22 protein-coding genes and 1 pseudogene are annotated in these 24,331 nt (G+C 34.2%); 7 read left to right on the top strand and 16 right to left on the bottom strand.

The features are described 5' to 3' along the window. Positions 1-37: 37 nt before the first annotated feature. The 4 genes from B6C99_RS03335 to B6C99_RS03350 all read left to right on the top strand — a co-directional run bounded on the left by B6C99_RS03335 (position 38) and on the right by B6C99_RS03350 (position 5,682). Positions 38-958 (top strand): siderophore ABC transporter substrate-binding protein, encoded by a 921-nt coding sequence (locus B6C99_RS03335; protein ID WP_086358524.1) that lies wholly within the window; start codon positions 38-40, stop codon positions 956-958. 229 nt (positions 959-1,187) lie between these two features. Continuing rightward, positions 1,188-2,504, top strand: a complete 1,317-nt coding sequence (rimO, locus tag B6C99_RS03340) for a 30S ribosomal protein S12 methylthiotransferase RimO (RefSeq protein WP_371265812.1) — start codon at positions 1,188-1,190, stop codon at positions 2,502-2,504. Positions 2,505-2,513: 9 nt separating this feature from the next. Next, a complete protein-coding gene (locus B6C99_RS03345) occupies positions 2,514-3,902 on the top strand; it encodes an MATE family efflux transporter (protein WP_086358526.1) in 1,389 nt (462 codons plus the stop codon). Positions 3,903-4,116: 214 nt separating this feature from the next. Beyond that, entirely contained in the window at positions 4,117-5,682 is a 1,566-nt protein-coding gene (locus tag B6C99_RS03350) for a phosphoethanolamine transferase (protein ID WP_086358527.1), read from the top strand. 107 nt (positions 5,683-5,789) lie between these two features. On the opposite strand, the gene B6C99_RS03355 is transcribed toward B6C99_RS03350, so the two are convergent. From B6C99_RS03355 to B6C99_RS03390, 8 genes and pseudogenes are all read right to left on the bottom strand, one after another. Then, positions 5,790-6,056 (bottom strand): PTS glucitol/sorbitol transporter subunit IIA, encoded by a 267-nt coding sequence (locus tag B6C99_RS03355; protein ID WP_086358528.1) that lies wholly within the window; start codon positions 6,054-6,056, stop codon positions 5,790-5,792. 45 nt (positions 6,057-6,101) lie between these two features. Next, positions 6,102-6,959: pseudogene (locus tag B6C99_RS03360) on the bottom strand (transaldolase family protein). Positions 6,960-7,566: 607 nt separating this feature from the next. Next, a complete protein-coding gene (gene tkt / locus B6C99_RS03365; protein WP_086358529.1) occupies positions 7,567-9,573 on the bottom strand; it encodes a transketolase in 2,007 nt (668 codons plus the stop codon). Between the two features lie 116 nt (positions 9,574-9,689). Beyond that, positions 9,690-10,640: a transaldolase gene (gene tal / locus B6C99_RS03370; RefSeq protein ID WP_086358530.1), complete on the bottom strand. Its 951-nt coding sequence runs from the start codon at positions 10,638-10,640 to the stop codon at positions 9,690-9,692. 510 nt (positions 10,641-11,150) lie between these two features. After that, positions 11,151-11,387 carry a FeoC-like transcriptional regulator gene (locus B6C99_RS03375; protein WP_086358531.1) on the bottom strand — a complete coding sequence of 79 codons (237 nt, stop codon included), beginning with the start codon at positions 11,385-11,387 and terminating at the stop codon, positions 11,151-11,153. An 18-nt stretch (positions 11,388-11,405) separates the two neighbouring features. Beyond that, positions 11,406-13,724 carry a Fe(2+) transporter permease subunit FeoB gene (gene feoB, locus B6C99_RS03380; RefSeq protein ID WP_086358532.1) on the bottom strand — a complete coding sequence of 773 codons (2,319 nt, stop codon included), beginning with the start codon at positions 13,722-13,724 and terminating at the stop codon, positions 11,406-11,408. Next, positions 13,721-13,960 carry a FeoA family protein gene (locus B6C99_RS03385; protein ID WP_086358533.1) on the bottom strand — a complete coding sequence of 80 codons (240 nt, stop codon included), beginning with the start codon at positions 13,958-13,960 and terminating at the stop codon, positions 13,721-13,723. Before B6C99_RS03385 ends, feoB begins: the two co-directional genes overlap by 4 nt. Before the next feature lie 203 nt (positions 13,961-14,163). Continuing rightward, on the bottom strand, positions 14,164-14,538 hold the full coding sequence (locus tag B6C99_RS03390) for a nitrous oxide-stimulated promoter family protein (protein WP_086358534.1): 375 nt from the start codon (positions 14,536-14,538) through the stop codon (positions 14,164-14,166). A 72-nt stretch (positions 14,539-14,610) separates the two neighbouring features. Between B6C99_RS03390 and B6C99_RS03395 the strand changes: the two genes are divergently transcribed. Next, positions 14,611-15,441, top strand: coding sequence for a shikimate 5-dehydrogenase (locus tag B6C99_RS03395; RefSeq protein WP_086358535.1), 831 nt, complete (start codon positions 14,611-14,613; stop codon positions 15,439-15,441). A 227-nt stretch (positions 15,442-15,668) separates the two neighbouring features. Here B6C99_RS03395 and B6C99_RS03400 read toward each other — a convergent pair whose 3' ends face one another. The 6 genes from B6C99_RS03400 to coaE form a co-directional block, all read right to left on the bottom strand. Beyond that, entirely contained in the window at positions 15,669-16,625 is a 957-nt protein-coding gene (locus B6C99_RS03400; protein ID WP_086358536.1) for a carbohydrate kinase family protein, read from the bottom strand. Between the two features lie 451 nt (positions 16,626-17,076). Then, entirely contained in the window at positions 17,077-18,840 is a 1,764-nt protein-coding gene (gene ycaO, locus B6C99_RS03405; RefSeq protein WP_086358537.1) for a 30S ribosomal protein S12 methylthiotransferase accessory factor YcaO, read from the bottom strand. A gap of 35 nt (positions 18,841-18,875) precedes the next feature. Continuing rightward, on the bottom strand, positions 18,876-19,901 hold the full coding sequence (gene tsaD, locus B6C99_RS03410; protein ID WP_086358538.1) for a tRNA (adenosine(37)-N6)-threonylcarbamoyltransferase complex transferase subunit TsaD: 1,026 nt from the start codon (positions 19,899-19,901) through the stop codon (positions 18,876-18,878). After that, positions 19,901-20,119, bottom strand: a complete 219-nt coding sequence (yacG, locus tag B6C99_RS03415; RefSeq protein ID WP_086358539.1) for a DNA gyrase inhibitor YacG — start codon at positions 20,117-20,119, stop codon at positions 19,901-19,903. Before yacG ends, tsaD begins: the two co-directional genes overlap by 1 nt. A 24-nt stretch (positions 20,120-20,143) precedes the next feature. Then, entirely contained in the window at positions 20,144-20,881 is a 738-nt protein-coding gene (gene zapD, locus B6C99_RS03420) for a cell division protein ZapD (RefSeq protein WP_158092432.1), read from the bottom strand. Then, a complete protein-coding gene (gene coaE / locus B6C99_RS03425) occupies positions 20,874-21,488 on the bottom strand; it encodes a dephospho-CoA kinase (RefSeq protein WP_086358541.1) in 615 nt (204 codons plus the stop codon). Before coaE ends, zapD begins: the two co-directional genes overlap by 8 nt. A gap of 321 nt (positions 21,489-21,809) precedes the next feature. On the opposite strand from coaE, the gene lexA reads away from it, so the two are divergent. Continuing rightward, positions 21,810-22,436, top strand: coding sequence for a transcriptional repressor LexA (gene lexA, locus B6C99_RS03430; protein WP_086358542.1), 627 nt, complete (start codon positions 21,810-21,812; stop codon positions 22,434-22,436). Positions 22,437-22,486: 50 nt separating this feature from the next. Next, positions 22,487-22,861 (top strand): hypothetical protein, encoded by a 375-nt coding sequence (locus B6C99_RS03435; protein ID WP_086358543.1) that lies wholly within the window; start codon positions 22,487-22,489, stop codon positions 22,859-22,861. A 48-nt stretch (positions 22,862-22,909) separates the two neighbouring features. On the opposite strand, the gene hisM is transcribed toward B6C99_RS03435, so the two are convergent. Together hisM and B6C99_RS03445 are read right to left on the bottom strand one after the other, a co-directional pair. Further along, a complete protein-coding gene (hisM, locus tag B6C99_RS03440) occupies positions 22,910-23,632 on the bottom strand; it encodes a histidine ABC transporter permease HisM (protein ID WP_086358544.1) in 723 nt (240 codons plus the stop codon). Positions 23,633-23,644: 12 nt separating this feature from the next. After that, positions 23,645-24,328 (bottom strand): ABC transporter permease, encoded by a 684-nt coding sequence (locus B6C99_RS03445; protein ID WP_086358545.1) that lies wholly within the window; start codon positions 24,326-24,328, stop codon positions 23,645-23,647. Positions 24,329-24,331: the final 3 nt, after the last annotated feature.

A 24,331-nucleotide genomic window follows, 5' to 3' on the forward strand; every position in this document is an offset into this window, starting at 1 on the left:
AATAATAGTTATCATTTGCATCATACAGGAATTAATTATGAATACTAAGAAAAAACTATTATTAAGTACCTTAGCAGCGTTAATGCTAGGTTTAACTGGCTGTCAATCATCAATTACAGTAAATCCAGATAATAAACAATCAGTTGTTGTACCTAAATCACCAAATAAAGTTGTAGTGATGAATTATGGTGCCTTAGATACATTAGACGCTTTAGGTAAAGGATCAATTGTAACAGCAACACCTCTTTCTGTACTTCCGGCTTATCTTCAACAATATAAAAATGCAACTATTACTGATACAGGTAATATGAAGGAACCAAATCTTGATGCAATCAAACAAGCTAAACCACAATTAATTATCATTGACGGCCGACAAGCAAGCCATACGGAAGAATTTACTAAAATCGCACCAGTAATTAATTTAAGCGTTGATGCAAAAAACTACCTTGAGTCGACCAAAAATCATATCAATGTATTAGCAAGTATTACTGGTACTGAAAAAACAGCTAACAATCTAATTCAATCATTAGATGCTAAAGTAAGCAATGCACAATTAGTTGCTCAAGCAAGTAATAAAAAAGCAATTGTTGCTATTCATAATGACGGTAAAATGATCCTTATCAATGCAAGCTCAAGTGCCGCATTAATTCATGATGTGCTAAAAGTAAAACGTGCGGTACCATTAGCACCACAACCGACCAACGGTATTGGTAAACCAAAACCAACCTTTATTGATAATAGTTTCATCAGTAAAGTCAAACCAGATGTTATTTATGTTGTAGACCGTAGTAAAGCAATTGGTCAGTCAGCGATGAAAGGTAACTTTTTCGACTCAAAAGTGTTAGCGAAAAACCAAACTAAAGTTGTCTACTTAACTCCAGATCTTTGGTACTTATCTGGTGGCGGTGCTGAAAGTTTAGATCTACAAATTGATGAAGTAATAGATGCATTAAAATAAGTTTTTTCTCCTGACTTAACTTCCTATAATAGTAACAGCTCTTATTGTTGTAAGAGCTTTTTTTAGATTTTATCCATATTCATCGTTCTTCATATCAAATTAAAATTTTTTATTTCGACCTGTTTAATTATGTTAGAATGCTCATCTGTTATCTTAATCTAAATTGATTCGATTTTAGATTGTCGAAAAATACCGCAATTAATTTAAAATTACTATAATTATTATGAATATGTCATCCCCTACTATTGGATTTGTGAGCCTTGGTTGTCCTAAAAATTTAGTTGACTCTGAGCGAATTTTAACCGAGCTACGTACTCAAGGTTATCAAGTTGTGCCGAGCTACGATAATGCTGATTTAGTTATTGTTAATACTTGTGGCTTTATTGATAGTGCGGTACAAGAATCATTAGAAGCCATCGGCGAAGCACTAAACGAAAATGGCAAGGTTATTGTGACTGGTTGTCTTGGCGCCAAAGAAGATCAGATCCGTAATGTGCATCCTAAAGTGCTAGAAATATCAGGGCCACACAGTTACGAAGCAGTACTTGAGCATGTAAATAAATATGCACCTAAACCGAGTTATAATCCATTTACTAGTTTAGTTCCCGAACAAGGAGTAAAACTAACACCAAAACATTATGCTTATTTGAAAATCTCAGAAGGCTGTAACCACAACTGTACGTTCTGTATCATACCTTCTTTACGAGGAGAAATGATCAGTCGTCCAATTGGTAATGTACTAGATGAAGCTAAACGTTTAGTGGATAGTGGCGTTAAAGAGCTTTTAGTGATCGCTCAAGATACCTCTGCTTATGGTGTTGATATAAAAAATCGTACCAACTTTTGGAATGGTATGCCGTTAAAAACCGATATTTATACCCTTTGTGAACAACTATCAACCCTTGGAATTTGGGTGCGTCTACATTATATGTACCCGTATCCTAGTGTCGATAATTTAATTCCATTAATGACTGAAGGAAAAATCTTACCTTATTTAGATGTGCCGTTACAGCATGCCAGCCCAACGGTTTTAAAATCAATGAAGCGCCCGGGGACAATCGAAAGAACATTAGAGCGAATTCATCATTGGCGTGAAATTTGCCCAGAAATTACTTTGCGTTCAACCTTTATTGTTGGTTATCCGGGCGAAACTGAACAAGATTTTGAGTTATTACTCGACTTTTTAGAAAAAGCGCAATTAGATCGCGTAGGTTGCTTCCCATATAGTCCTGTTGAAGGTGCCGCGGCAAATCAATTAGCAGATCAGATACCAGAAGCGATAAAACAAGAACGCTTCCATCGTTTTATGCAATTACAACAAACGATTTCGACCCAAAAACTACAAAATAAAATTGGCAAAACTTTATCTGTTTTAATTGATGAGGTTGATGAAGAGGGAGCCATCGGGCGAAGTATGGCTGATGCGCCAGAAATTGATGGTGTTGTCTATTTGAATGAAGAGAAAGATGTTAAAGTCGGCGATATTGTTCAAGTCAACATTGAACATTCAGATGAATATGATTTATGGGGTACTGTAATACAGTAAATATTTCCAATGAAGCTACATTATCGATACGAAATAAAAAACCTAATCACGTTAGCTATACCGGTCATGATTGCCCAAATATCACAAACAGCAATCACGTTTGTCGACACTATTATGGCGGGTAATTACAGCAAAACTGCTCTTTCGGGGGTAGCTATTGCTGTATCAATTTGGTTGCCTACTGTTTTGTTTGGCCAAGGATTATTAACGGTTTTAACCCCTATAATCTCTAACTTAAATGGTGCGGCCAAACGTGAACAAGTAGCCGATCAGACTCGTCAAGGGGTAGTGATTGCGTTAATTTTATCCATCATCATGATGCTAGTTTTGTACAATTCCGACAAAATAATTAGTCTAAGAAGCACAACTGATCATCCCATCGATCCAGAAATGGTTGATGTAGCCGTTTCATTCTTACGCGCAATTATGTGGGGAGTACCAGCCTTCTTATTATTTTTGGTTTATCGTAATCAATGCGAAGGCTTATCTAACACCAAACCTGCTATGGTGATTATATTTATAGCGCTACTTGCCAATATTCCGATTAATTATGTATTAATTTATGGCAAGTTTGGATTGCCTGCTTTTGGTGGTGTTGGTTGTGGTATTACGGCAGCTATAATTTTTTGGTTGATGTTTGCTTTAATTCGTTTGTATACTTTAACTACAGCTAGTCAACGTGATATTCGAAAAACACCACTAACCAAACTCATTGATTTTTCTATCATCAAAAAAATAGTTATCCTCGGCACACCACTAGCTTTAGCCTATTTTTTTGAAATGAGTTTGTTTGCGGTGGTCGCACTACTTATTGCACCACTTGGTCAAATAACCGTTGCTGCACACCAAATAATCTTCACAATCAGTAGTTTAACGTTTGCTATACCATTATCTTTAGGGGTAGCAACCAGTATTCGCGTTGGCTACTTATTGGGTAAAAATAAACCAATTCTAGCCAAGCAAACTGCCTATATAAGTTTAGCAATATCCCTCATGATAGCGGTAATCGTGGCATTAATTCTGATCATTTTTAGATTACCGATAGTAACCATATTTACTCGTGAAATCGATGTCATAACCATCTGTCTACAACTGATTATTTTACTTGCCATCTATCAAGCATCAGATTATTTGCAAGTCGTAGCAAGTAATGTATTACGTGGTTATAAAGATACTAAAAGCATCTTTTTTATTACCCTAATCTCTTATTGGGGAGTGGGATTACCGGTTGGATATATCTTAGGGTTAACCGATCTTGTTATGCAGCCAATTGGTGCTGCCGGTTTTTGGATAGGAATTATATTAGGTTTAGCTGTAGCAGCATTTTTACTTATTGCTAGAATGCTCTACATTCAAAAACTACCGCAAGATGTGATATTAATAAGAGCCTCAAGATGATAAAAGTCAAAATTCCGCGCCAAATTTATCAAAAAATATTGAAAGTTTGGCGATTATTTTATCCAAATATTAATATTTATAACTAATTATAGCTTATTGAATATCAAGATAAAAAATTAGACTTAATTTATAATAATTTCATATTGCTTAAAATTTAATTGCTTATATAATTTTGCAGCTTGTCAACTGATTGTGTTAACATGGATCTGTTCTTGTGATATTTATCAAAAAAGAGTTATTTTCGCATATTGTTTGTATCGGTCTTTCTGTATTATTGGTTTACTTATTAGGTTATCCACAACGATTTGATAGGATATTACTTACATATTTTTCTCTAATTTTTTTAGCCAGATTCACACTATTTCGTATTTTTTCTGGGTTAACATTTATTATTGCTGCATTTTATTTCCCTATAGCATTTTATTACGGATATCCAAATGTTGCTGTTATTAGCGCGGTATCAGAAACTGATTTCGATGAAGTAACAGAATTCTTGTATCAATTACCTATTTATTTTTACTTTATTCCAATTGCTCTGGTAATAGCCTTCATCTACATATTTTATAAAGTTAAATTTCCAACAGTTAACAACAAGTACATTATTATTCTATCTTTATTACTCTGCTGTTATAAACCAATTAAAGTATTTTTTAAAGACCATGCTTACTCGCTTTCAACAATATTAATTGATAATTTTAAATATCCTCCTTTTGAATTTGGTGTTGATTTATATTCAAGCTATAAGTTATATACCACTGAAAAACAAGAGCAATGTGAACAAATTAAAAAAACTAATACAATACCCATTGTTTCGGTCAATCCTCAACATAAAACTTATGTTGTTATCATTGGTGAAAGTGTTCGTAAGGATTATATGAGCGCTTATGGCTTTAAATATAACAATACCCCTTTTACAAATAATAATGCCTCATTAATTTGGGATGGATTAATCGCTCCAGCATCAAATACCCAATCATCAATCCCGCATTTAATTAGTCAGTCTAGTTATTTAGATAATCGTGAAGTCAATGCCCAATTAAATAATAATATTATTGCTATTGCTAATGATGCAGGATTTGAAACCTATTGGCTATCTAATCAAGGAAAATTAGGTAGAATGGAAATAACGGTACCGAGAATTACAGCTTATAGTAAAAATATCTTCTACACCAAAAAAGGAGAATACAATGGTAAATCATCCCGTGGTAAATACGATACTTTACTTTTACCTGAATTAGATTCCATATTAATACAACAGCATGATAAACCGAAACTTATTGTTATGCACTTAATCGGTTCCCATCCTCATTTTTGTAAAAGATTACAGTTTGATGTGCAATTTGATCTTAACAATGAAAACATATCCTGTTATGTCAGTAGCATTAAAGAAACGGATGACTTGCTAAAATCAACAATAGAGATATTAAAAAAACATAATGAAGATTATTCTGTAGTTTATTTTGCTGATCATGGGCTTTCGCACACTGAACAATATCAAGACTTAAGACACAATTGGGAATATCAAAATAGTTTTCAAGTGCCATTGATATTTTTTGATTCAGGTAAAACCAATCAGGTTAAAATTAATAAACAAATTTCAGGTTATCAATTCGTTTATTTATTAAGTCATTGGATGGGGATTCAATTGAATGTCCAACATGATTATATGCAATATGATTTGACTGATATACCTGAACAAAAGAATATTCAAATCAAAGATTGGAAGAATAAACTATATCCATTTAATAATTTGAAAAAAGATCCTAATCCATTTAATTAATCAATTTTTAGTTAAAAATCACTATACCATCACTAAATTAATAGTGATGGTTTTTTAAATTGAGTATTGTTGGAAAATAACAATATCCTTATAAATTAATCCATTAATTACCATCTATCATTCAAAAAAATATCATCACCAATATTTAATTCAGGAAAAACAGCTGGTTCAACTTCTATGGCACCAGGCAAGGTGCCATCATCACTTAATTTAAAATAGATAGAAATAAGCCCTAATTCTTCAAAGTTTCTATTAGCCTCACTACCAACCTTTTTAATAGTATATTTATGTCTACCAAGACTAAATTCTTTACCCGTAACTAATGTTTGATTAGGCTTTTTATGAAACTCATGTATCACATAAATTTCAAGCAAATAAGGGAGTTAATTATCGCCCCAGTTTAATACTAATTAGAGCAATCAGCCAATCATATCTTCAAGTTTATCCTGAGGATCGACGTCAAAAGTACCAATACCTTCAGTTTATTTTTTTAACTGCCATTGCATCACTATTGTGTTGCAATCTAAATTCAGCTTCTGTCATTAATGCTGGTCATTCAACCACAGATTGATTTGGATTTAATTTTCGCTCAATTTTTATATTGGATTGTTGCATTTCTGCCAATAAATTAGGGAAATTTGTTAAACGCTCACAACCTGCCAACGCTAATACTTGATCAACTTTACGGAAGCTTGCTCCAATCACTATCGTTTTATAACCATGTTGCTTATAATAGTTATAAATATTACGAACTGATACCACCCCAGAATCTTGATCGGCAACATAAGGCTCAATCGGTTTCTTCGCTTGCTACCAATCATAAATGCGACCAACAAATGGTGAAATAAGAAACGCATTTACTTCATCACAAGCGCGCTTGAGCAAATGAAAATAGTAAGTTTAAATTGCAGTTAATTCCCTCTTTTTCTAAAACTTCCGCTGCTTTAATTCCTTCCTAGGTGGAAGCAATTTTGATTAAAATCCATGATTTATCAATCCCTTTTTGTTGATATAGTTCAATAATTCTGCGGGCTTTTTCTATACAACCTTGTTTATCAAAAGACAATCGCGCATCGACTTCGGTTGAAATTCGACCAGGTGCGGTTTTTAATATTTCAGCACCGATATTTACTGCCACCAAGTTTTTTCGCAGTTTCAACCACAGAATCAATTAAATAACGATATTGAGGAAGTTGAGCAGCTTTTAAAACAAGAGAAGGATTGGTGGTTGCATCTTCTGGAGAAAACTGTTTAATCGAATCGATTTTTGTTATAATTTTTCATTGTTTGAAACTAACATTAAAATGATTAAACTAATTCGTTCTTTTTCGGAAGGGATATAACGTTGCTTAATTTTTTCTTGTGGTTTAAGAGCTGAAACTAATTGAAATAAAACAGGTTCAACAATAAATTGACCATTGGAACTACGATGTCTTTTTGGATAAATTTACCTCTAACCAGACATTAATTTTATTAATGTCTTCACGTTAAATTTAACCTCGCTTGCAAATCCATGCTGATTATATTGAGATGAGACAAAATCTCTTTCCGTAATTTAGTACTTCGTTCATCTAAATACATGTACGATCTTCCACATATTTGTAATTAAAAATTCTAAGATAGCTTAAAATAAAGTGATAATTGTTTAGGCTCAAATATGTGGTGTTTTGATTGTACTAAGATGGGAAAAATTTATAACCAACTAATAAACAATAGGTTATAAAATGACTTTCATTACTGGGACTAGGATATATAAATGACTATAATAATCGATAAATGCGTTTTAAAACTAAGATTAAAATTCCTAGAAATATAAAATAAACATATAAAAAAAACTTCGCTAAAGTTATTAGCGAAGTTTTATACTATTAAGCAAACTATAATTTATTTCAATAAACTTTTCGCCTGTTCCACAACATTCTCAACAGTAAAACCAAACTTAGCAAACAGTTGTTCGGCTGGGCCTGATTCACCGAAGCTTGTCATACCGATAATTTTACCGTTTAGACCAACATATTTATACCAGAAATCACTAATGCCTGCTTCAATAGCTAAACGAGCCGTTACTGATGATGGTAATACTGATTCCTTATAGGCTTGATCTTGTTTATCAAATGCATCGGTTGATGGCATTGAAACCACTCTCACTTTTCTACTCGCTGCAGTTAGTTCATGATATGCAGCGACGGCAAGTTCAACTTCTGAACCGGTAGCAATAAGGATAAGTTCAGGGGTGCCACTACAATCATTTAAGATATAACCACCACGATAAACATTGGCTAATTGCTCTTCAGTACGTTCTTGTTGTTTAAGATTTTGTCTTGAGAAGATAAGTGCAGAAGGACCATCTTTACGTTCAACCGCGTATTGCCAAGCAATAGCTGATTCAACTTGGTCACAAGGACGCCACGTACTTACATTGGGTGTCACACGTAAGCTTGCCATTTGTTCTACTGGTTGATGCGTTGGACCATCTTCACCTAAACCAATTGAGTCATGAGTATAGACAAATAAAGAACGAATCTTCATTAATGCTGCCATACGTAATGCATTACGCGCATACTCCATAAACATCAAGAAAGTTGCACCATAAGGAATAAAGCCACCATGTAAAGCAATACCATTCATGATTGCAGACATACCAAATTCGCGGACGCCATAATGAATGTAGTTACCATCTGGATTAGCTAAAATCTCTTTAGAGCCTGACCACATAGTTAAATTACTTGGTGCTAAGTCAGCTGAACCACCTAAAAATTCAGTTAACACTGGCGCAAAAGCTTCAATGGCATTTTGCGAAGCTTTACGCGTAGCAATTGTTGCTGGATTTGCTTGTAGCTTGTTAACAAAATCTTTAGCAACTTGTTGCCAATTGCTTGGTAAATCACCATTCATGCGGCGTTTAAATTCTTTGGCTAAATCTGGATAAGCTTTAGCATACGCATCAAAACGTACATTCCATTCGTCTTCACGTTGTTTACCTTTTGCTTTCGCATCCCACGCGTCATAATACTCTTTTGGAATGTCAAATGCAGGATAAGACCAACCTAATGCTTTACGAGTTGCTTCTATTTCAGCATCACCAAGTGGTGCGCCATGGCAATCATGACTTCCTGCTTTGTTTGGTGAACCAAAGCCGATAACTGTTTTACACATTAATAATGATGGTTTATCAGTCACTGCTTGTGCTTGTTCAATAGCTTCAGCTAATGCCTTAGCATCATGGCCATCAATACCACGAATCACATGCCAACCATATGCTTCAAATCGTTTAGCTGTATCGTCGGTAAACCAACCTTCAACTTCACCATCAATTGAAATACCATTATCATCATAAAAAGCAATCAGTTTGCCTAATTTAAGTGTACCTGCTAATGAACATACTTCATGAGAGATTCCTTCCATCATACAACCATCACCCATAAATACGTAAGTATGGTGATCAACAATAGTATGACCTGATTTATTAAATTGCGCAGCTAATGTTCTTTCAGCAATAGCCATACCGACAGCATTAGCAATACCTTGACCTAATGGACCTGTGGTTGTTTCAATGCCCGGAAGGTGGCCATATTCAGGATGACCTGCGGTTTTAGCATTTAATTGACGAAAGTTTTTTATGTCATCAAGTGTTACGTTATAACCGGTCAAATGTAATAAGCTATAAATTAACATTGATGCATGACCATTTGATAATACAAATCTATCCCGATCAGCCCAATTAGGATTGGTTGGATTATGTTTTAAAAATCCACGCCAAAGTACTTCGGCCATATCAGCCATCCCCATCGGTGCACCAGGGTGGCCTGATTTTGCTTTTTGCACGCCATCCATACTTAATGCTCTTATCGCATTTGCTAGTTCGCGGTGGGATAGTGTGGTTGCATTCATGATAATAATCTCCAAAATAAATTAAAAATTCATTGATTGCCTGTTGCCAACAGACGAATAAAACAGGTTATAGTAAAATTAAAAAGGGGAACTATCTCCCCCTCTTTTATTGCTAATTAAAGCAAGGCGCCGATCATATCTTCAAGTTTACCCTGATCGACAGCAAAAGCACGAATTCCTTCAGCTAGTTTTTCCACTGCCATTGCATCACTGTTGTGTTGCCATCTAAATTCAGCTTCTGTCATTAATGCTGGACGTTCAACCACAGTTTGATTTGGATTTAATTTTCGCTCAACTGGTGCATTGGATTGTTGCATTTCTGCCAATAAATTAGGGGAAATTGTTAAACGGTCACAACCCGCCAACGCTAATATTTGATCAACTTTACGGAAGCTTGCTCCCATCACTATCGTTTTATAACCATGTTGCTTATAATAGTTATAAATATTACGAACAGATACCACTCCAGGATCTTGATCGGCAACATAAGGCTCAATCGGTTTCTTCGCTTGATACCAATCATAAATACGACCAACAAATGGTGAAATAAGAAATGCATTTACTTCAGCACAAGCGCGCGCTTGTGCAAATGAAAACAGTAAGGTTAAATTGCAGTTAATTCCCTCTTTTTCTAACACTTCTGCCGCTTTAATTCCTTCCCAAGTGGAAGCAATTTTGATTAAAATCCGTGATTTATCAATCCCTTTTTGTTGATATAGTTCAATAATTCTGCGGGCTTTTTCTATACAACCTTGTTTATCAAACGACAATCGCGCATCGACTTCGGTTGAAATTCGACCCGGTACAGTTTTTAATATTTCAGCACCGATATTTACTGCTACTTGATCACAGGCATTAACTAATTGTTGTTCTTTATTGCCACCAAGTTTTTTCGCAGTTTCAACAGCAGAATCAATTAAATAACGATATTGAGGAAGTTGAGCAGCTTTTAAAACAAGAGAGGGATTGGTGGTTGCATCTTCTGGAGAAAACTGTTTAATTGAATCTATATCACCAGTATCGGCAACCACAACGGTTAACTTTTTAAATTCATCTAATTGACTCATACTTCTAATTCCTCTACTACATGTTTTTTAAACATTGTTATAATAACATCTATTAAATAATAAAACGACAGGACAACGTCGTTTCAGTTAAGACTATTTTTACCAAATAATATAAACAAAATCTTAAATTAATAAGAGCAAACAAGCTAAAATATTTATAAATATCTTTATGATGGGGTATAAATAATGCATTTAATAATACCCTAATTAAGTTAAATGCAGTAATTTCTTTAAGCAATCTACCAAGGTTTATTATCTCTCCATAATTATTTACAAATGAACATAAGTTCATATTAATATCATTTGTTGTTTTGAGGTATAGATAAATTCAATTTTGTGATGTAGATCTCAAAATTTATTCACAATTCATACTAACTAAAATTTTAATCTAGATAATATATACTCATCTAACTATTAAAATTGACAGAGTATAATCAAAAGTTAAAATTAAGTACATTTGATTCAATAAAGGAAACAACTGATTGATTAATGCTATTAAAAGAAGATAACTTATTGAACCCAAACATAATTAGGATAAACGGTCAAATTACAACTAATGCATGCCGAACACTGCTTACCTGCACATGTGAATAAATCATTATTAACTAATTTAATCACTCCTTTTTTCACCCAAAAATTAAGCATAGGTTCCGTGGCGCTTTCCGATAAACGAAAGTGACGAGCCACATCTTGTAAATTGACTCGTCCTTTTAACTGAACATAATCGCGGATAGATATTATTAACATATTAATGAATATTTAACACTACTCACAACAAGCCGATTGTTTATGTGATTTTGGTGTAGGTAGCTGGTAATGATTAAAGCATGACAAACGTCCAAGTTTACGCATAACGATAAATACACAAATAACCAATAAACCAATACCAGTTAGCCAATAGATTGCTGATGACGATTGGCCTAATAAACTAAATTGGTAATATACCGTTGCACATAACCAACCGATTACAAATGTCCAAACCGCAACAAACATCATCCATTTAAACCCGGCCTCACGATAAATTGTGCCCAATGCTGCTGCACACGGAGTATAAAGTAAAACAAAAATAAGATAAGCAATAGCAGATGTCGAAGTAACAAATGAACTGCTTATTTTAGATATCGTATTTGAATCGACGGACAATTGATTTTGTACGCTTTTTACATCTTGATTGACACTAGACAAACCAAGCGGATCACCTATTGAACTGACTAAATCGATAAGATGGTTGGGAATGGTGGCAAAAGCTGACTTAATCCCACCATAAAACGAAAAATCTTCCTGTTCATGATGATCCATTGAATAAAGGGAATTTAACGTAGCAACCACCGATTCTTTAGCAAAAATCCCAGTAAAAATACCAACGGTAGCTGGCCAATTTTGTTTATCGATTCCCATTGGGATAAATGCTGGTGTAACTTTCTGACCAATAGCTGATAACACCGAATCATTGGAGTTTTCATGCCCAAAAGAGCCATCAACACCCCATGAATTTAAGACACTCAATATTGTCACCATTATCACTATCGCTTTTCCTGCTCGTAAAACAAAGCTTTTCAAGCGTTGACAAGTAATTCGCAACATACTGCGTAGAGTTGGAATACGGTAAACAGGCATTTCCATAATAAATGGCGTTAATTCACCTTGAAGTAAGGTATTTTTTAAGATGAATCCCGTGAGCATCGCCACAAAAATCCCTAACAGATACAACATAAAAACCACGGTTGATGCATAATTAGGGAAAAAAACGACAGCAAACAAAGCATAAATCGGTAAGCGTGCGCTGCAAGACATAAAAGGGATTAAACAAATAGATAAAATACGATCACGTGGGCTATCTAATGTTCTCGTTCCCATAATTGCTGGCACGCCACAACCAAACCCCATTAACATCGGCACAAAAGCTTTACCTGGTAATCCAATACATCGCATAAAACGATCAACAATCATCGCAGCACGAGCTAAATAACCTGAATCCTCTAAGAACGACAAAACAAAAAACATCGCCGCAATCACAGGAATAAATGTCGACACTGTCGTAATACCATTGCCCAGTCCGTCTGCTAAAATGGCCGTCAACCATGCCGGTGCATGTAACATATTTAAAAGATAAGCAAAACCATCAACGAAAATGGTACTAAATATACCATCAAAAAAATCGACAAAAACCGTACCAAAATTAATCGCAACTAAAAACATGGTATACATTGCCAACAAAAATAATGGAATTCCAGTTATTCGTCCTAGAGCCAATTTATCTAATTTCTCAGTGATATTAATACTCGCCTCTCGCGGTTTATCGATCACCATTTTGTAAACAACGTCAATTGTATCGTAACGCGCGCTGGCAATAGCGACATCTATTTGATTATCGAAATTGACCGATAACAAACGACGACAAGTATCTAACTTTTCGTTTTCGACTAAATCTAATGAAGAATCAATACTATTAAGCAATGCTTCTATCAATTGCCAACGATTGAATTGACGAATCGCACTTGTCGCAGGTAACTCAGTTAAATAACGATTAAAAATGGCTTGTGAATCAGAACTCAAGGTATCTATTGTTGGTGTTGCGGCTTTTAAATCCTGAGTACTAATTTCGATTTGCTGATAAAACTGAGTTAATCCCATCTTTTGTGTCGATGAAATCGCCACAACCGGACAACCTAATACTTTGGCTAATCTTGTAATATTTAACTTCTCACCCATAGCTTGCAATGCATCAACCATATTAAGCACAATTATCATCGGTACTTGCATATCAATTAACTGAAAAGTTAAATACAAGCTACGTTGCAAATTAGTGGCATCAATAACATTAACAATCAAGCTATTCTTATCAGTTAACAAAAACTGACGAGTAATAAATTCATCTTGCGCAACACCTGTGGGATCTGGCTCAACTGAATAAGTCCCCGGCAAATCCACAATATCATAATGTTTATTTTGATAGTCAAACGTACCAGACTTATGCTCTACCGTCACGCCCGGCCAATTTCCAACACGCTGTTTTGAACCAGTTAACAAATTAAATAATGTGGTTTTACCACAGTTGGGGTTACCAATTAAGGCAATTTTCATGCAGTTACCTCCACTTCAATAGCCGCAGCCTCATGACGACGCAAACAAAGCAAAAAACCACGAAGATTTATTTCAATTGGATCACCCAATGGCGCAATTCGCATAACAGTCAACTGACATCCGGGTGTCATGCCCATAGCTAAAAGTTTACGACGAAAAGGTAACGATTCAGGTAACAAGCGTTTAATAACAGCCTCTCGTCCTGATGAAAGGTGATCAAGCGTAAATACAGACATCATACTTCCTATCAAATACGGTTGTATTTCAATAAATGCGACATTTTAAAAGATAATCATTCGCGTTTTTAGCACTTAACTGCGAATAATGTGCAAAAAAAATCTAAAATAACCGAAAATTATCAAATCAATAGGAAAAATCAAATATAACACTATAGAAAATTAAAAAATGGATAGATTGAGAGACTCAAAAACTCCTTTCTTCAACTTTTTTTATCTTTTGCAAAAGGCTCTTGTCTAAATCTCTTCAAAATAGTTTTAAAATTTTTATTAAGATGTTTAACTGCCATTATTGGATGGTAGATCATCATCCTTGGACCTGAATAGCGCATGACTTCTTTGATTCTTTGTTTGTAATCTTTGCGATAGCAATGTTTTGGACAAAGTTCGCAGGTAGTTTTTTTTTCTCCAAATCGGCACATGGTTAAACGCTGCATGGCATATTGTAATAAATCATTACATTCATCACATAACTGATTTTTCGTGGCATGGTGATTTTGGTGACAATAAAGGTTTATCATCACCTTTACAGTGGCTTTCTCTTGAGTTATTTTGGGTCCAGTATTGTTTGCAACCATAATCAAATATACGTCGATTAAAAAAATGTTAGAATACGAATGTATTTAATATGATCACAAGGATTTTGACTAATGGCAAGAATTATCAATAAAGATACAACCCTTTGTATGTCACTTTCAGCAAGACCAAGTAATTTTGGTACTCGCTTTCATAATTATTTATATGAAAAATTAGACTTAAATTATGTCTATAAAGCATTCACCACCAATAATTTAAAAGATGCAATTTATGGCATCAAAGCACTATCGATTCGTGGTTGTGCAATTTCAATGCCTTATAAACAAGCTTGTATTGAATTTATTGACGAATTGGATGTATCAGTACAATCTATTCAAGCGGTCAATACCATTGTTAATACCGACCACTATCTGAAAGCCTATAACACTGATTATATTGCTGTTGAGAAGCTGATTAAAGCCAATCATATTAGTAACAATACACCATTTGTTTTAAAAGGTAGCGGTGGGATGGCAAATGCTGTAATTGGTGCTTTTTATGATGCTGGTTTTAAGCATGGAATTGTCTGTGCGCGAAATCAGCAGAAAGGCCAAGCTTTAGCTGAGCGTTATCATTACAAATGGCTCAAGGATGAATCAACCATTACTCCTGAACAAGCAAAATTAATTATCAATGTTACCCCAATTGGTATGCAAGGGGGTATTGAGGCTGACCAGCTATCGTTTAGTGAAGCAATGATTAATCAAGCGGATATTATATTTGATGTAGTCGCCCTACCGGTTGAGACACCACTGATAAAATATGCCAAAAAGTTAAATAAAACCATTATTTCTGGGGCTGATGTTGCTATATTACAAGCGGTTGAACAATTTATTTTATACACTGGAGTAATACCTAGTGATGAATTAATCAAGCAAGCAGGTGAATTTGCTAGACAAGGGTAATTCAAATTAGTGATAAATGTCTAATTTACAAAAAGGGTTATTGCGAACCCTTTCGTTAGCACGTTATTTCACGACAAAAAATTAAAATATCCAAACAAACTTGAATAAGTTTAATATCCCAAAAAGTGAGTCAATCTCTTTTTAGTTCAAACCAAATTAAGGAATGTGGTTTTCAACAATTCAAATTACTAAAAAATAATCTAAGCTATTAGATTCTAGTTTATTGATTAAAAATATTGATAAAAATCCTTATTAAAAATTTTACCTGCTCGACTAATATCAACCAAGTTTGGCATTGCGCTTCGCCCTCTTTTTTGCTTATTCTTAGCTGCAACAGATAAGTTGGCAAACAATAAAGTCTTTTGTAATGGCCAACCATAACTAATCCCATAAGCAAAAGCGCCTTGAAAAATATCACTTTCGGTCGTCTTATCAAACGATTGATTTTTAAAATTTGGAATAATGATTAACTGCTTATGATCAAGATATGCACATCCTTTTTCTCTTAAACGGATAATAATGATACCTTTAGTTAAATTGCGTAATTTTTTTATTGCCCTTTTAATTTCTTCGCTGTTAGCAAACTTTTTTAATTTTAAAAAAGCACATGCGAATCGTTCGGTAACAATTAGATAATCTACATGTTGAGCTAGGTATAGGCTAGAATCAGACAAACTATCCATACTCATTATCACCTTAGTTTTAGGTAAATGGTTGATGATGTACTCACTTAATTCAGCTTCGTACTCATCCATTAAAACAACAATATCGTGTTTATAGCCACTAACGGTTTGTATAAAACAATTTAGTTTATTCTTTTCAGTTTCAGTCAACTTTGGCGGTTTTGTTAACTTATGAGATATAACTGTCTGCGCTCCTGTCTGTTCATCAATGGTGATAGCTTCTAAGGGCGTAATCATTTTTTCAGAAAAAATAAATTGCTCAGTATTCACACCTGCATCTGTAAGTTCACACACAATTTGATTAGCATATGTATCGTCGTTTAAATGACTAATGTGATAAATACTTTCACCCCATAGTGCAAGCAAATAGGCTGTATTAGCACAAGAACCACCCCCACAACGGACAATTTTGTCGGACGGGATGGTACCACTTTGCTCAAAGTCAGATGAAGTAAAACAAACTAGATCTAAACAAGTAAAACCAACAGTAAGAATTGTCATCTTTTAGCCTCGATAAATAAATTAACTTAAAAAAACTAAAAATTGAAAAGGAGCAGCTATTTTTGATTTAATTTTGTTCGGTTAGGTTTAATTAATTATGCTAGCGATAAAACTATTAGAGAGAAAATGAATAACAATAAAGGAATTTCGCATATTGCTTTAATTTAAGAAATAATGCCTTCAAAGCCTTTATTATGCTAAAAAGATCTATTATTTGGCTCACTAAATATAGAATAATCCGATTAAAGAATTATTTTATAACAAGTAAATTACTTAATTTTGGTAACAAAGAATTTAAATTCTGCATCATATGCTTCAAATATAGCCCTTTTATTACTAAATATCAAATCCAAATCAGAATTAAAACATCAACAATAATGATTTTATTTCATTACTGATGATGAATATTAACACTTTAAATAATGATTGATCGTAATAAAAAGCAATTATTTTACATAGTTTGTTGTAATTTTTGATAGACTGATAAAAGTTTACTATGCATTACAAATTGATCCATTGGATTTCTGTCATTATGTTCTATGTTTATTAAATCAGATAACCCAAAAAATTGTTTTTTGGTAGTAGCATATAACCACATTTCATCAACACAAGCTTTTCCATACATTTTATTAAATGCAATTTGATAATCATTAAATTTATTATCACCCCGTTCAATAATAAAATTAACTAAAGTTTGTAAACAACGATAAGCGCGATTGCGTTCAGGCGTGAAGATAGATTCATTCATTTCAATCGTCCAATCAATCCATAGTCTTGCTTGTGGTAAATCACCTGCACCTAACGCTAACATGGCTTTTAACTCACCAATTCTTAAAGTTGACCATGCATTATCTTTACCCGTTGCAATACCCAGTAATTCACGTACTCTAGCAAAATCATCCAAACCTTCATCGTCAAATTGTTCAATAATCGCAAGTAATTGTTTTGCCGATCGTTTTTGATTAGGAAGCGATAAGATCAGCTCGCGTAGATGAATAGCCATATTGTTGTTGGCGATCAATAGATCTTCAGGCGGATAGATTTCTGACATTCCAACCGCTAAAATACGGCAAGCATAAACTCCAAGATGCTGATAATCCATGATAAGAACTTCGATTTGATGACGTTTAAAAATGGCCATTAAATTGGCAAATTCATGTTCAGTCGTACCCGAAAAATCCCAATCCACAAATTCATAATCCGATTTTTCATTAAACATATCCCACGAAATTAAGCCACTTGAATCAATAAAATGGGTTTCTAAGTTACTTAAATCCGCTACATCAGCATTATCAAAACTTGGTGGTGAAAACACATCCAAATCTTTCAGGCTTCGGCCTTGTAATAGTTCAGTAACAGTTCGTTCGAGCGCCACACCAAAGTTGGGATGCGCTCCGAACGAAGCATAACTAGTTCCATTTTGTGGATTAAATAATACTACACAAATAACAGGAAATTGACCGCCCAATGACGCATCAAAACAGTAAATCGGAAAACCTTCTTGTTCAAGCGCATCAATTGCTGCTAACACAGATGGGTAGCGATTAAGCACCTCGGGAGGAATAGTTGGCAAACTGATTGCTTCGGCTATAATCTTATTTTTTGTGTAACGCTCGAATATCTCTGACAAAGCTTGCACACGCGCTTCGTTTGGTGTATTCCCTGCTGACATTCCGTTGGAAGCATATAAATTAGCAATTAAGTTAACTGGCACATAAATAGTTTTACCATCGGATTGTTGCACAAATGGTAATGCACAAATTCCACGTTCACCATTACTTGATTGTAGATCGATTAAGTCGGTCGCGGTTAATTCGTTATCAGGATCATAAAACTTCATTAACTTTGGCGATAACAATCCTTTTGGCAAGCTGTTATCTTTCGGTATCGCAAACCATCTTTCAGATGGATAATGAACAAATTCACCATTGGCGACTTTTTCTCCTAAATAAAAATCAGAAAAAAAGTAGTTAGTTGAAAGTCTTTCAAAATACTCACCAAGTGCCGATGCTAATGCAGCTTTTTTGCTGGCACCTTTACCATTCGCAAAACAGAGTGGGCATTTAATATTTTGTATATGTACTGACCATACGTTAGGAACAGGATTAAGCCACGATGCCTCTTTAACAGATAAATCGTATTTATCCAGTTGTTGTTGAAAGTAGTTAATCGAATCTTCAAGTGCTGCATCTTTACCAGGAATGAATGTTTTCATTTAAATAAAACCTTCTTTAATATAATTTGAAAAATTTATTTGCTATTAAGTTCACTTAGTGGCCATCTAGGTTTAACCTCAATAGCTAGATCGACAAATTGGGATGCTTTAAGATGAATCATACCAGCATAAGCTATCATCGCACCATTATCAGTACAAAATTCTAAACGTGGATAATAAACTTGTCCTTTACGTTGAGCCATAAGCTCAGCGAGTTGGCGACGTAAAGTTTTATTAGCACTCACTCCACCAGCAATAACCAATCGATTAAAGCCTGTTTGATCTAAAGCTCGACGTGACTTTATTAATAAAGTATCAACTAAAGCATCTTCAAATGCCTTAGCTATATCGGCTCTGGTTTGATCATCAAGATCCTGACCACAACTCTGTTGATGAATGGTATTTGCTGCAGCTGTTTTAAGCCCTGAAAAGCTAAAATCTAAGCCGGGTCTATCTGTCATCGGTCTAGAAAAACGGAACCGTGTTGCATCACCAAGTTCAGCTAATTTCGATAATTTGGCTCCACCGGGATAATCAAGACCTAACAATTTAGCTGTTTTATCAAATGCTTCCCCAGCAGCATCATCAATTGATTCACCCAGTAATTGATATTGGCCAACACCCGTTACTTTAATTAACTGAGTATGTCCGCCTGACACTAACAAAGCTACAAATGGAAACTCGGGAGGATTATCTTCTAGCATAGGAGCTAATAAGTGACCTTCCATGTGATGCACAGCAATAGCTGGTACGCCCCATGCATAAGCTAGTGAACGTCCAATAGATGCACCAACCATTAAAGCGCCAATCAAACCAGGACCTGCAGTATACGCCACACCATCAATATCACTGGCACGTAAATTAGCCTCTTTTAGTGCAGCTTGTATCAATGGTACAGTTTTACGAATATGATCTCGAGAAGCCAGTTCTGGTACAACCCCACCATAATCAGCGTGTAATTTAATTTGCGAATAGAGCTGATTGGCAATAAGTCCATGCTTATCATCATAAATAGCAATGCCAGTTTCATCGCACGATGTTTCAATACCTAAAATCTTCATTAATGTTTACTCACTAAATCGGCAAGATCATCTTCACTCCAAAGATCTTGTTCACTCAGTTCCTTATCCGCAATGCGATGCTCTTCGGCAGCCCAATCACCTAAATCAATTAATTGACAGCGTTTACTACAAAATGGTCGATATAAACTCTTTTCAGACCATTCAACATTTTTTTGACAGGTTGGACACTTTACGATAGTAACAGTATTTTTATTCATCTAAACACTCTTAAATTAATTGGGCTAACAACAAGCAAGTTCAAATTCAATTGCATCAATATTACTATTATCGCCAGCATAAAGGGGTAAAAAACGAATACTATAACGAGACATATGACCAGAAACTTGTGGGTAAACATTTTTATCGAAAGCAACACGAATTCGAATCAAATTCACATCACCATTAGTTTCTTGAAAAAAATTATTAGTACAGATAAAAGTTTTAAATTCACCTAGTTGCCTAATAAACTGTAAACATGCTTTTAACGTTTCATCAAGTATTGTAATATTCTGCAACCAGTTATCAACTTGCATATTACGTTTTTCTTGCGGTTGATTTAACCACAAATGGAAAGATGGTAAATCAAAACTACAACATCCACCTGGAATCATCAAACGCTGACGAATTGCCATGATAAATCGATCATCTTTTAGGGGCTGTCCTAAACGTAAACTTGAATTAAATTTAGTTAAAAACAATTCATATTTGTTAATCATGTCACCAAGTAATTCTTTATCAACACCATCAATATCAATCCAAGAAAGTAATTTTTGCTTTTGCGATTCAATCTCTTTAATCAAATCTCCTTTAACATCATTTCGTTCAATAATTTCGAGTAATTCAGATAAAGCATGAAAAAACAATAAAGCATTATTTTGCTCGAAATGATGATGCGTTTTTAATTGATTAAGTAAAAATTCAAGTCGTAACCAGGTACGCATTTTTTCATTTAATGGATGTTCAAAAACAATATTATTCATAGCTATTCTTAATTTTAGAGTTATGCAAATATTTTTCATGTAAATCATCTACTTGCATTTTTAATGACACCAAATTACCGTCATTAACAATAATATCATCCGCAAATGCTAAACGATCACTTAATGAAACTTGTGAATCAATCATTCTCTTGGCTAATGACTCACTTATTTTATCACGATCGATTAATCGCTCTAGTTGTAACGTCTCTGGAGTATCAATTATTAACACCTGATCAGCTAATTGATGTAGATTATTTTCAATTAACAATGGTACGACCCAAATAATATAAGGAGCTGTTTGTTTTGCAATCTGCTTTTGGGTTTCTTGTGCAATAATCGGATGCAGTAAATTGTTCAACCATAACCGTTCATGATCATTGTTGAAAATAATTTCTCTTAATTGACTTCGATCTAACTCTCCATTTTCTAACAAGATCTCTTGACTAAAATGCTTTACAATCTGTGTTAGAGCAAAGGAACCTGTAGCAACAACTTTACGAGCAATTACATCAGCGTCAATAATTGGTGTACCTAATTGCGCAAATAGATTGGCAATGGTACTTTTACCACTGGCAATACCACCACTAAGTGCAACAATATAAGACATACACTACTTCCAATAAATAATCATTTTAATAATAATTATATCATACAACTATTAAACAGAATACATGGCAATAAATTGCTAAATTGTCCATTAAATTTACGCTAAGCATTACTTTGTTAACAAAGTAGATTATCTGTAGCATAAAATTTTTTTTTAAATAGTTTTATGAAAATTTTCCATACTATTATGTGATTTAGATAGAAAATCTAACTTTAGTTACCATTTTTATCCATTATTCTAAAAAAAATAGATAAAACAGTTGTTTTGTTTTTTTAGCTGTATATAATCACATATATCTGTATATAAAAACAGGAATTTGCCATGAGACCATTAACCGAACGACAACAACAAATTTATGATTTGATTAAAGAAAACATTCAAACCACTGGAATGCCACCAACGCGAGCAGAAATTGCCCAAAAATTAGGATTTCGTTCAGCTAACGCAGCTGAAGAACATCTTAAAGCTTTAGCTAAAAAAGGGGCTATTGAAATGATTGCCGGTTCATCACGTGGAATTCGTTTATTATTAGAACAACCTGATGATCCTAATGAACTTGAAGGTTTACCGCTAATTGGTAAGGTCGCTGCCGGATCGCCAATTTTAGCGCAAGAACATATCGAAAGTCATTATCAAGTATCGCCAAGTTTATTTAAACCTCAAGCCGATTTTTTATTAAGAGTTGAGGGTATGTCGATGAAAGATATTGGTATATTAGATGGTGATTTATTAGCAGTTCACAAAACGCAAAATGTTAAAAATGGCCAAGTTGTTGTTGCGCGAATCGATGATGAAGTAACTGTTAAAAGATTATCGCAAAAAGGTCGTCACGTTAAATTATTAGCTGAAAATGCGGAGTTTGCTCCCATTGATGTCGACTTAGAACAACAAAGTTTTGCTATTGAAGGAATTGCTGTTGGTATTATTCGCAATGGTTCATGGATGTAAATTTAAAGATAGTATAGAATACTAAGTACTGTTGCTTAGGAGTTAACCATATGTGGCTATTTTGGTTGTATGAATTTTTGGGATTTGTTGGCGTTATACTATTAATTTTTGCTTATTGCCATTTCAGTAAAAAAGGGTTTTGGTCTTTCTTATGGCGTAATTTGAAATGGGTCGCATGGAGCGTTGTTGGCGTTTGGCTATTAATCGCTATACTTTGTCGAGGCGATTTATATAATGCAGCCCGTTGTTATTTCCGTGGCGAAAGTATGCATGCAAATACAAAATACTCAATCTTTTGGAGTGAATGTCAAATCGAAACAACAAATGGTAGTTATTTACCTATTGATCGTACTCGTGCATTACCTGGTTCAAAAGATCATGACAGCAATGATAATGGAATTCCTGCTGATAATTTAATTAATTAATTTTATTCATATATCTTCAGGCAATATTGAATATTGCCTGTTACTATTTTAACAAATCTTTGAATTACTAACATTCATATAAAGCAAGTAATGTTTTTCAAGTTGTCTAAAACCAAAAATCAAAACAAAACTTATAAATAAATAGATCACCGCTGCAATACCAAAAGCATGGAACGGTTGATAAGTTTCGGCATAGATATCACGTGCAATTTTCATCACATCTTGGACTGTCACCGTAAAAGCTAAAGCTGTCGAATGCAACATAAAAATGACTTCATTACTATAAGCAGGTAATGCAATTCGGAAGGCTCTAGGTAAAATAATGTATCGATATAATTGACAACGGTTAAAACCAAGTGCCGTAGCAGCTTCAATTTCACCATTAGGAACGTTGCGAATAGCACCCGCAAACACCTCTGTAGTATAAGCACAAGTATTTAAAGCAAAGGCTAAAATAGTACAATTTAATCCACTTTGGAAAAAGTCATTTAAAGATTGATGTTGATTAACAAAACTTAATGTATATATACCCGTGTAAATAATTAATAACTGTACATATAATGGTGTTCCACGAAAAATATAAGTAAATAACCAAATAGGCCATTTTATAAAAAAATGTTTTGAATTACGGCCAATCGCTAACACTAATGCAAATAATCCACCTAAAGATACAGATAAAATCAAGATCCACAATGTCATTGCTAATCCAGTAATATGATTGCCATCTGACCATAATAATGCTTTCCAATAATCTTGAAGGATTTCTAACATAACATTGCTCGTTTATAATTTAGCTTTAGTGATACCGATGGAATAATGCTTTTCAAGCCACCATAAAATAATATTTGAAATAGAGGTGAAAAATAGATAAAAAGCGCCAGCTATAAGTGCAAAAAATAGCGGTTGATATGTTGCTTCACCAGCTGTTTTGGTGGCTTTAACAAGGTCAAATAATCCCAACAATGATACTAATGCTGTTGCTTTTAAAATCACTAACCAATTATTAGCAATGCCAGGTAAAGCAAAACGCATCATTAATGGGAACCTGACATATATAAAGGTGTGGCATTTATTCATACCTAATGCTGTTGCAGCGTCAATTAATGTTTTTGGAACAGCTTGAAATGCACCGCGAAACGTCTCAGTAAAATAGGCACCATAAATAAAACCTAACGTAATAATGCCTGCCACAAATGGATCAATTTCCAGCATATCTATATCAAAAAAATCGGTAATATTATTTAATAAAAATTGAAGGCCAAAAAAGATCAACATCATTAAAACCAAATCAGGTACACCGCGAATCAATGATGTATAAGCCTGACAAGCTAGTCGTAATGCCGACCTTTTTGATAATTTACCGAGTGCACAAATAACACCAATAATAATGGCAAGAATTAGCGAAAAAATCGCTAATTCAATAGTGATCAAGGCACCTTGTAATATTAGAGAACGATAACCTTGCATGAA

The sequence above is a fragment of the Gilliamella sp. N-G2 genome (assembly GCF_002142215.1).
Taxonomy (GTDB): Bacteria; Pseudomonadota; Gammaproteobacteria; order Enterobacterales; family Orbaceae; genus Gilliamella.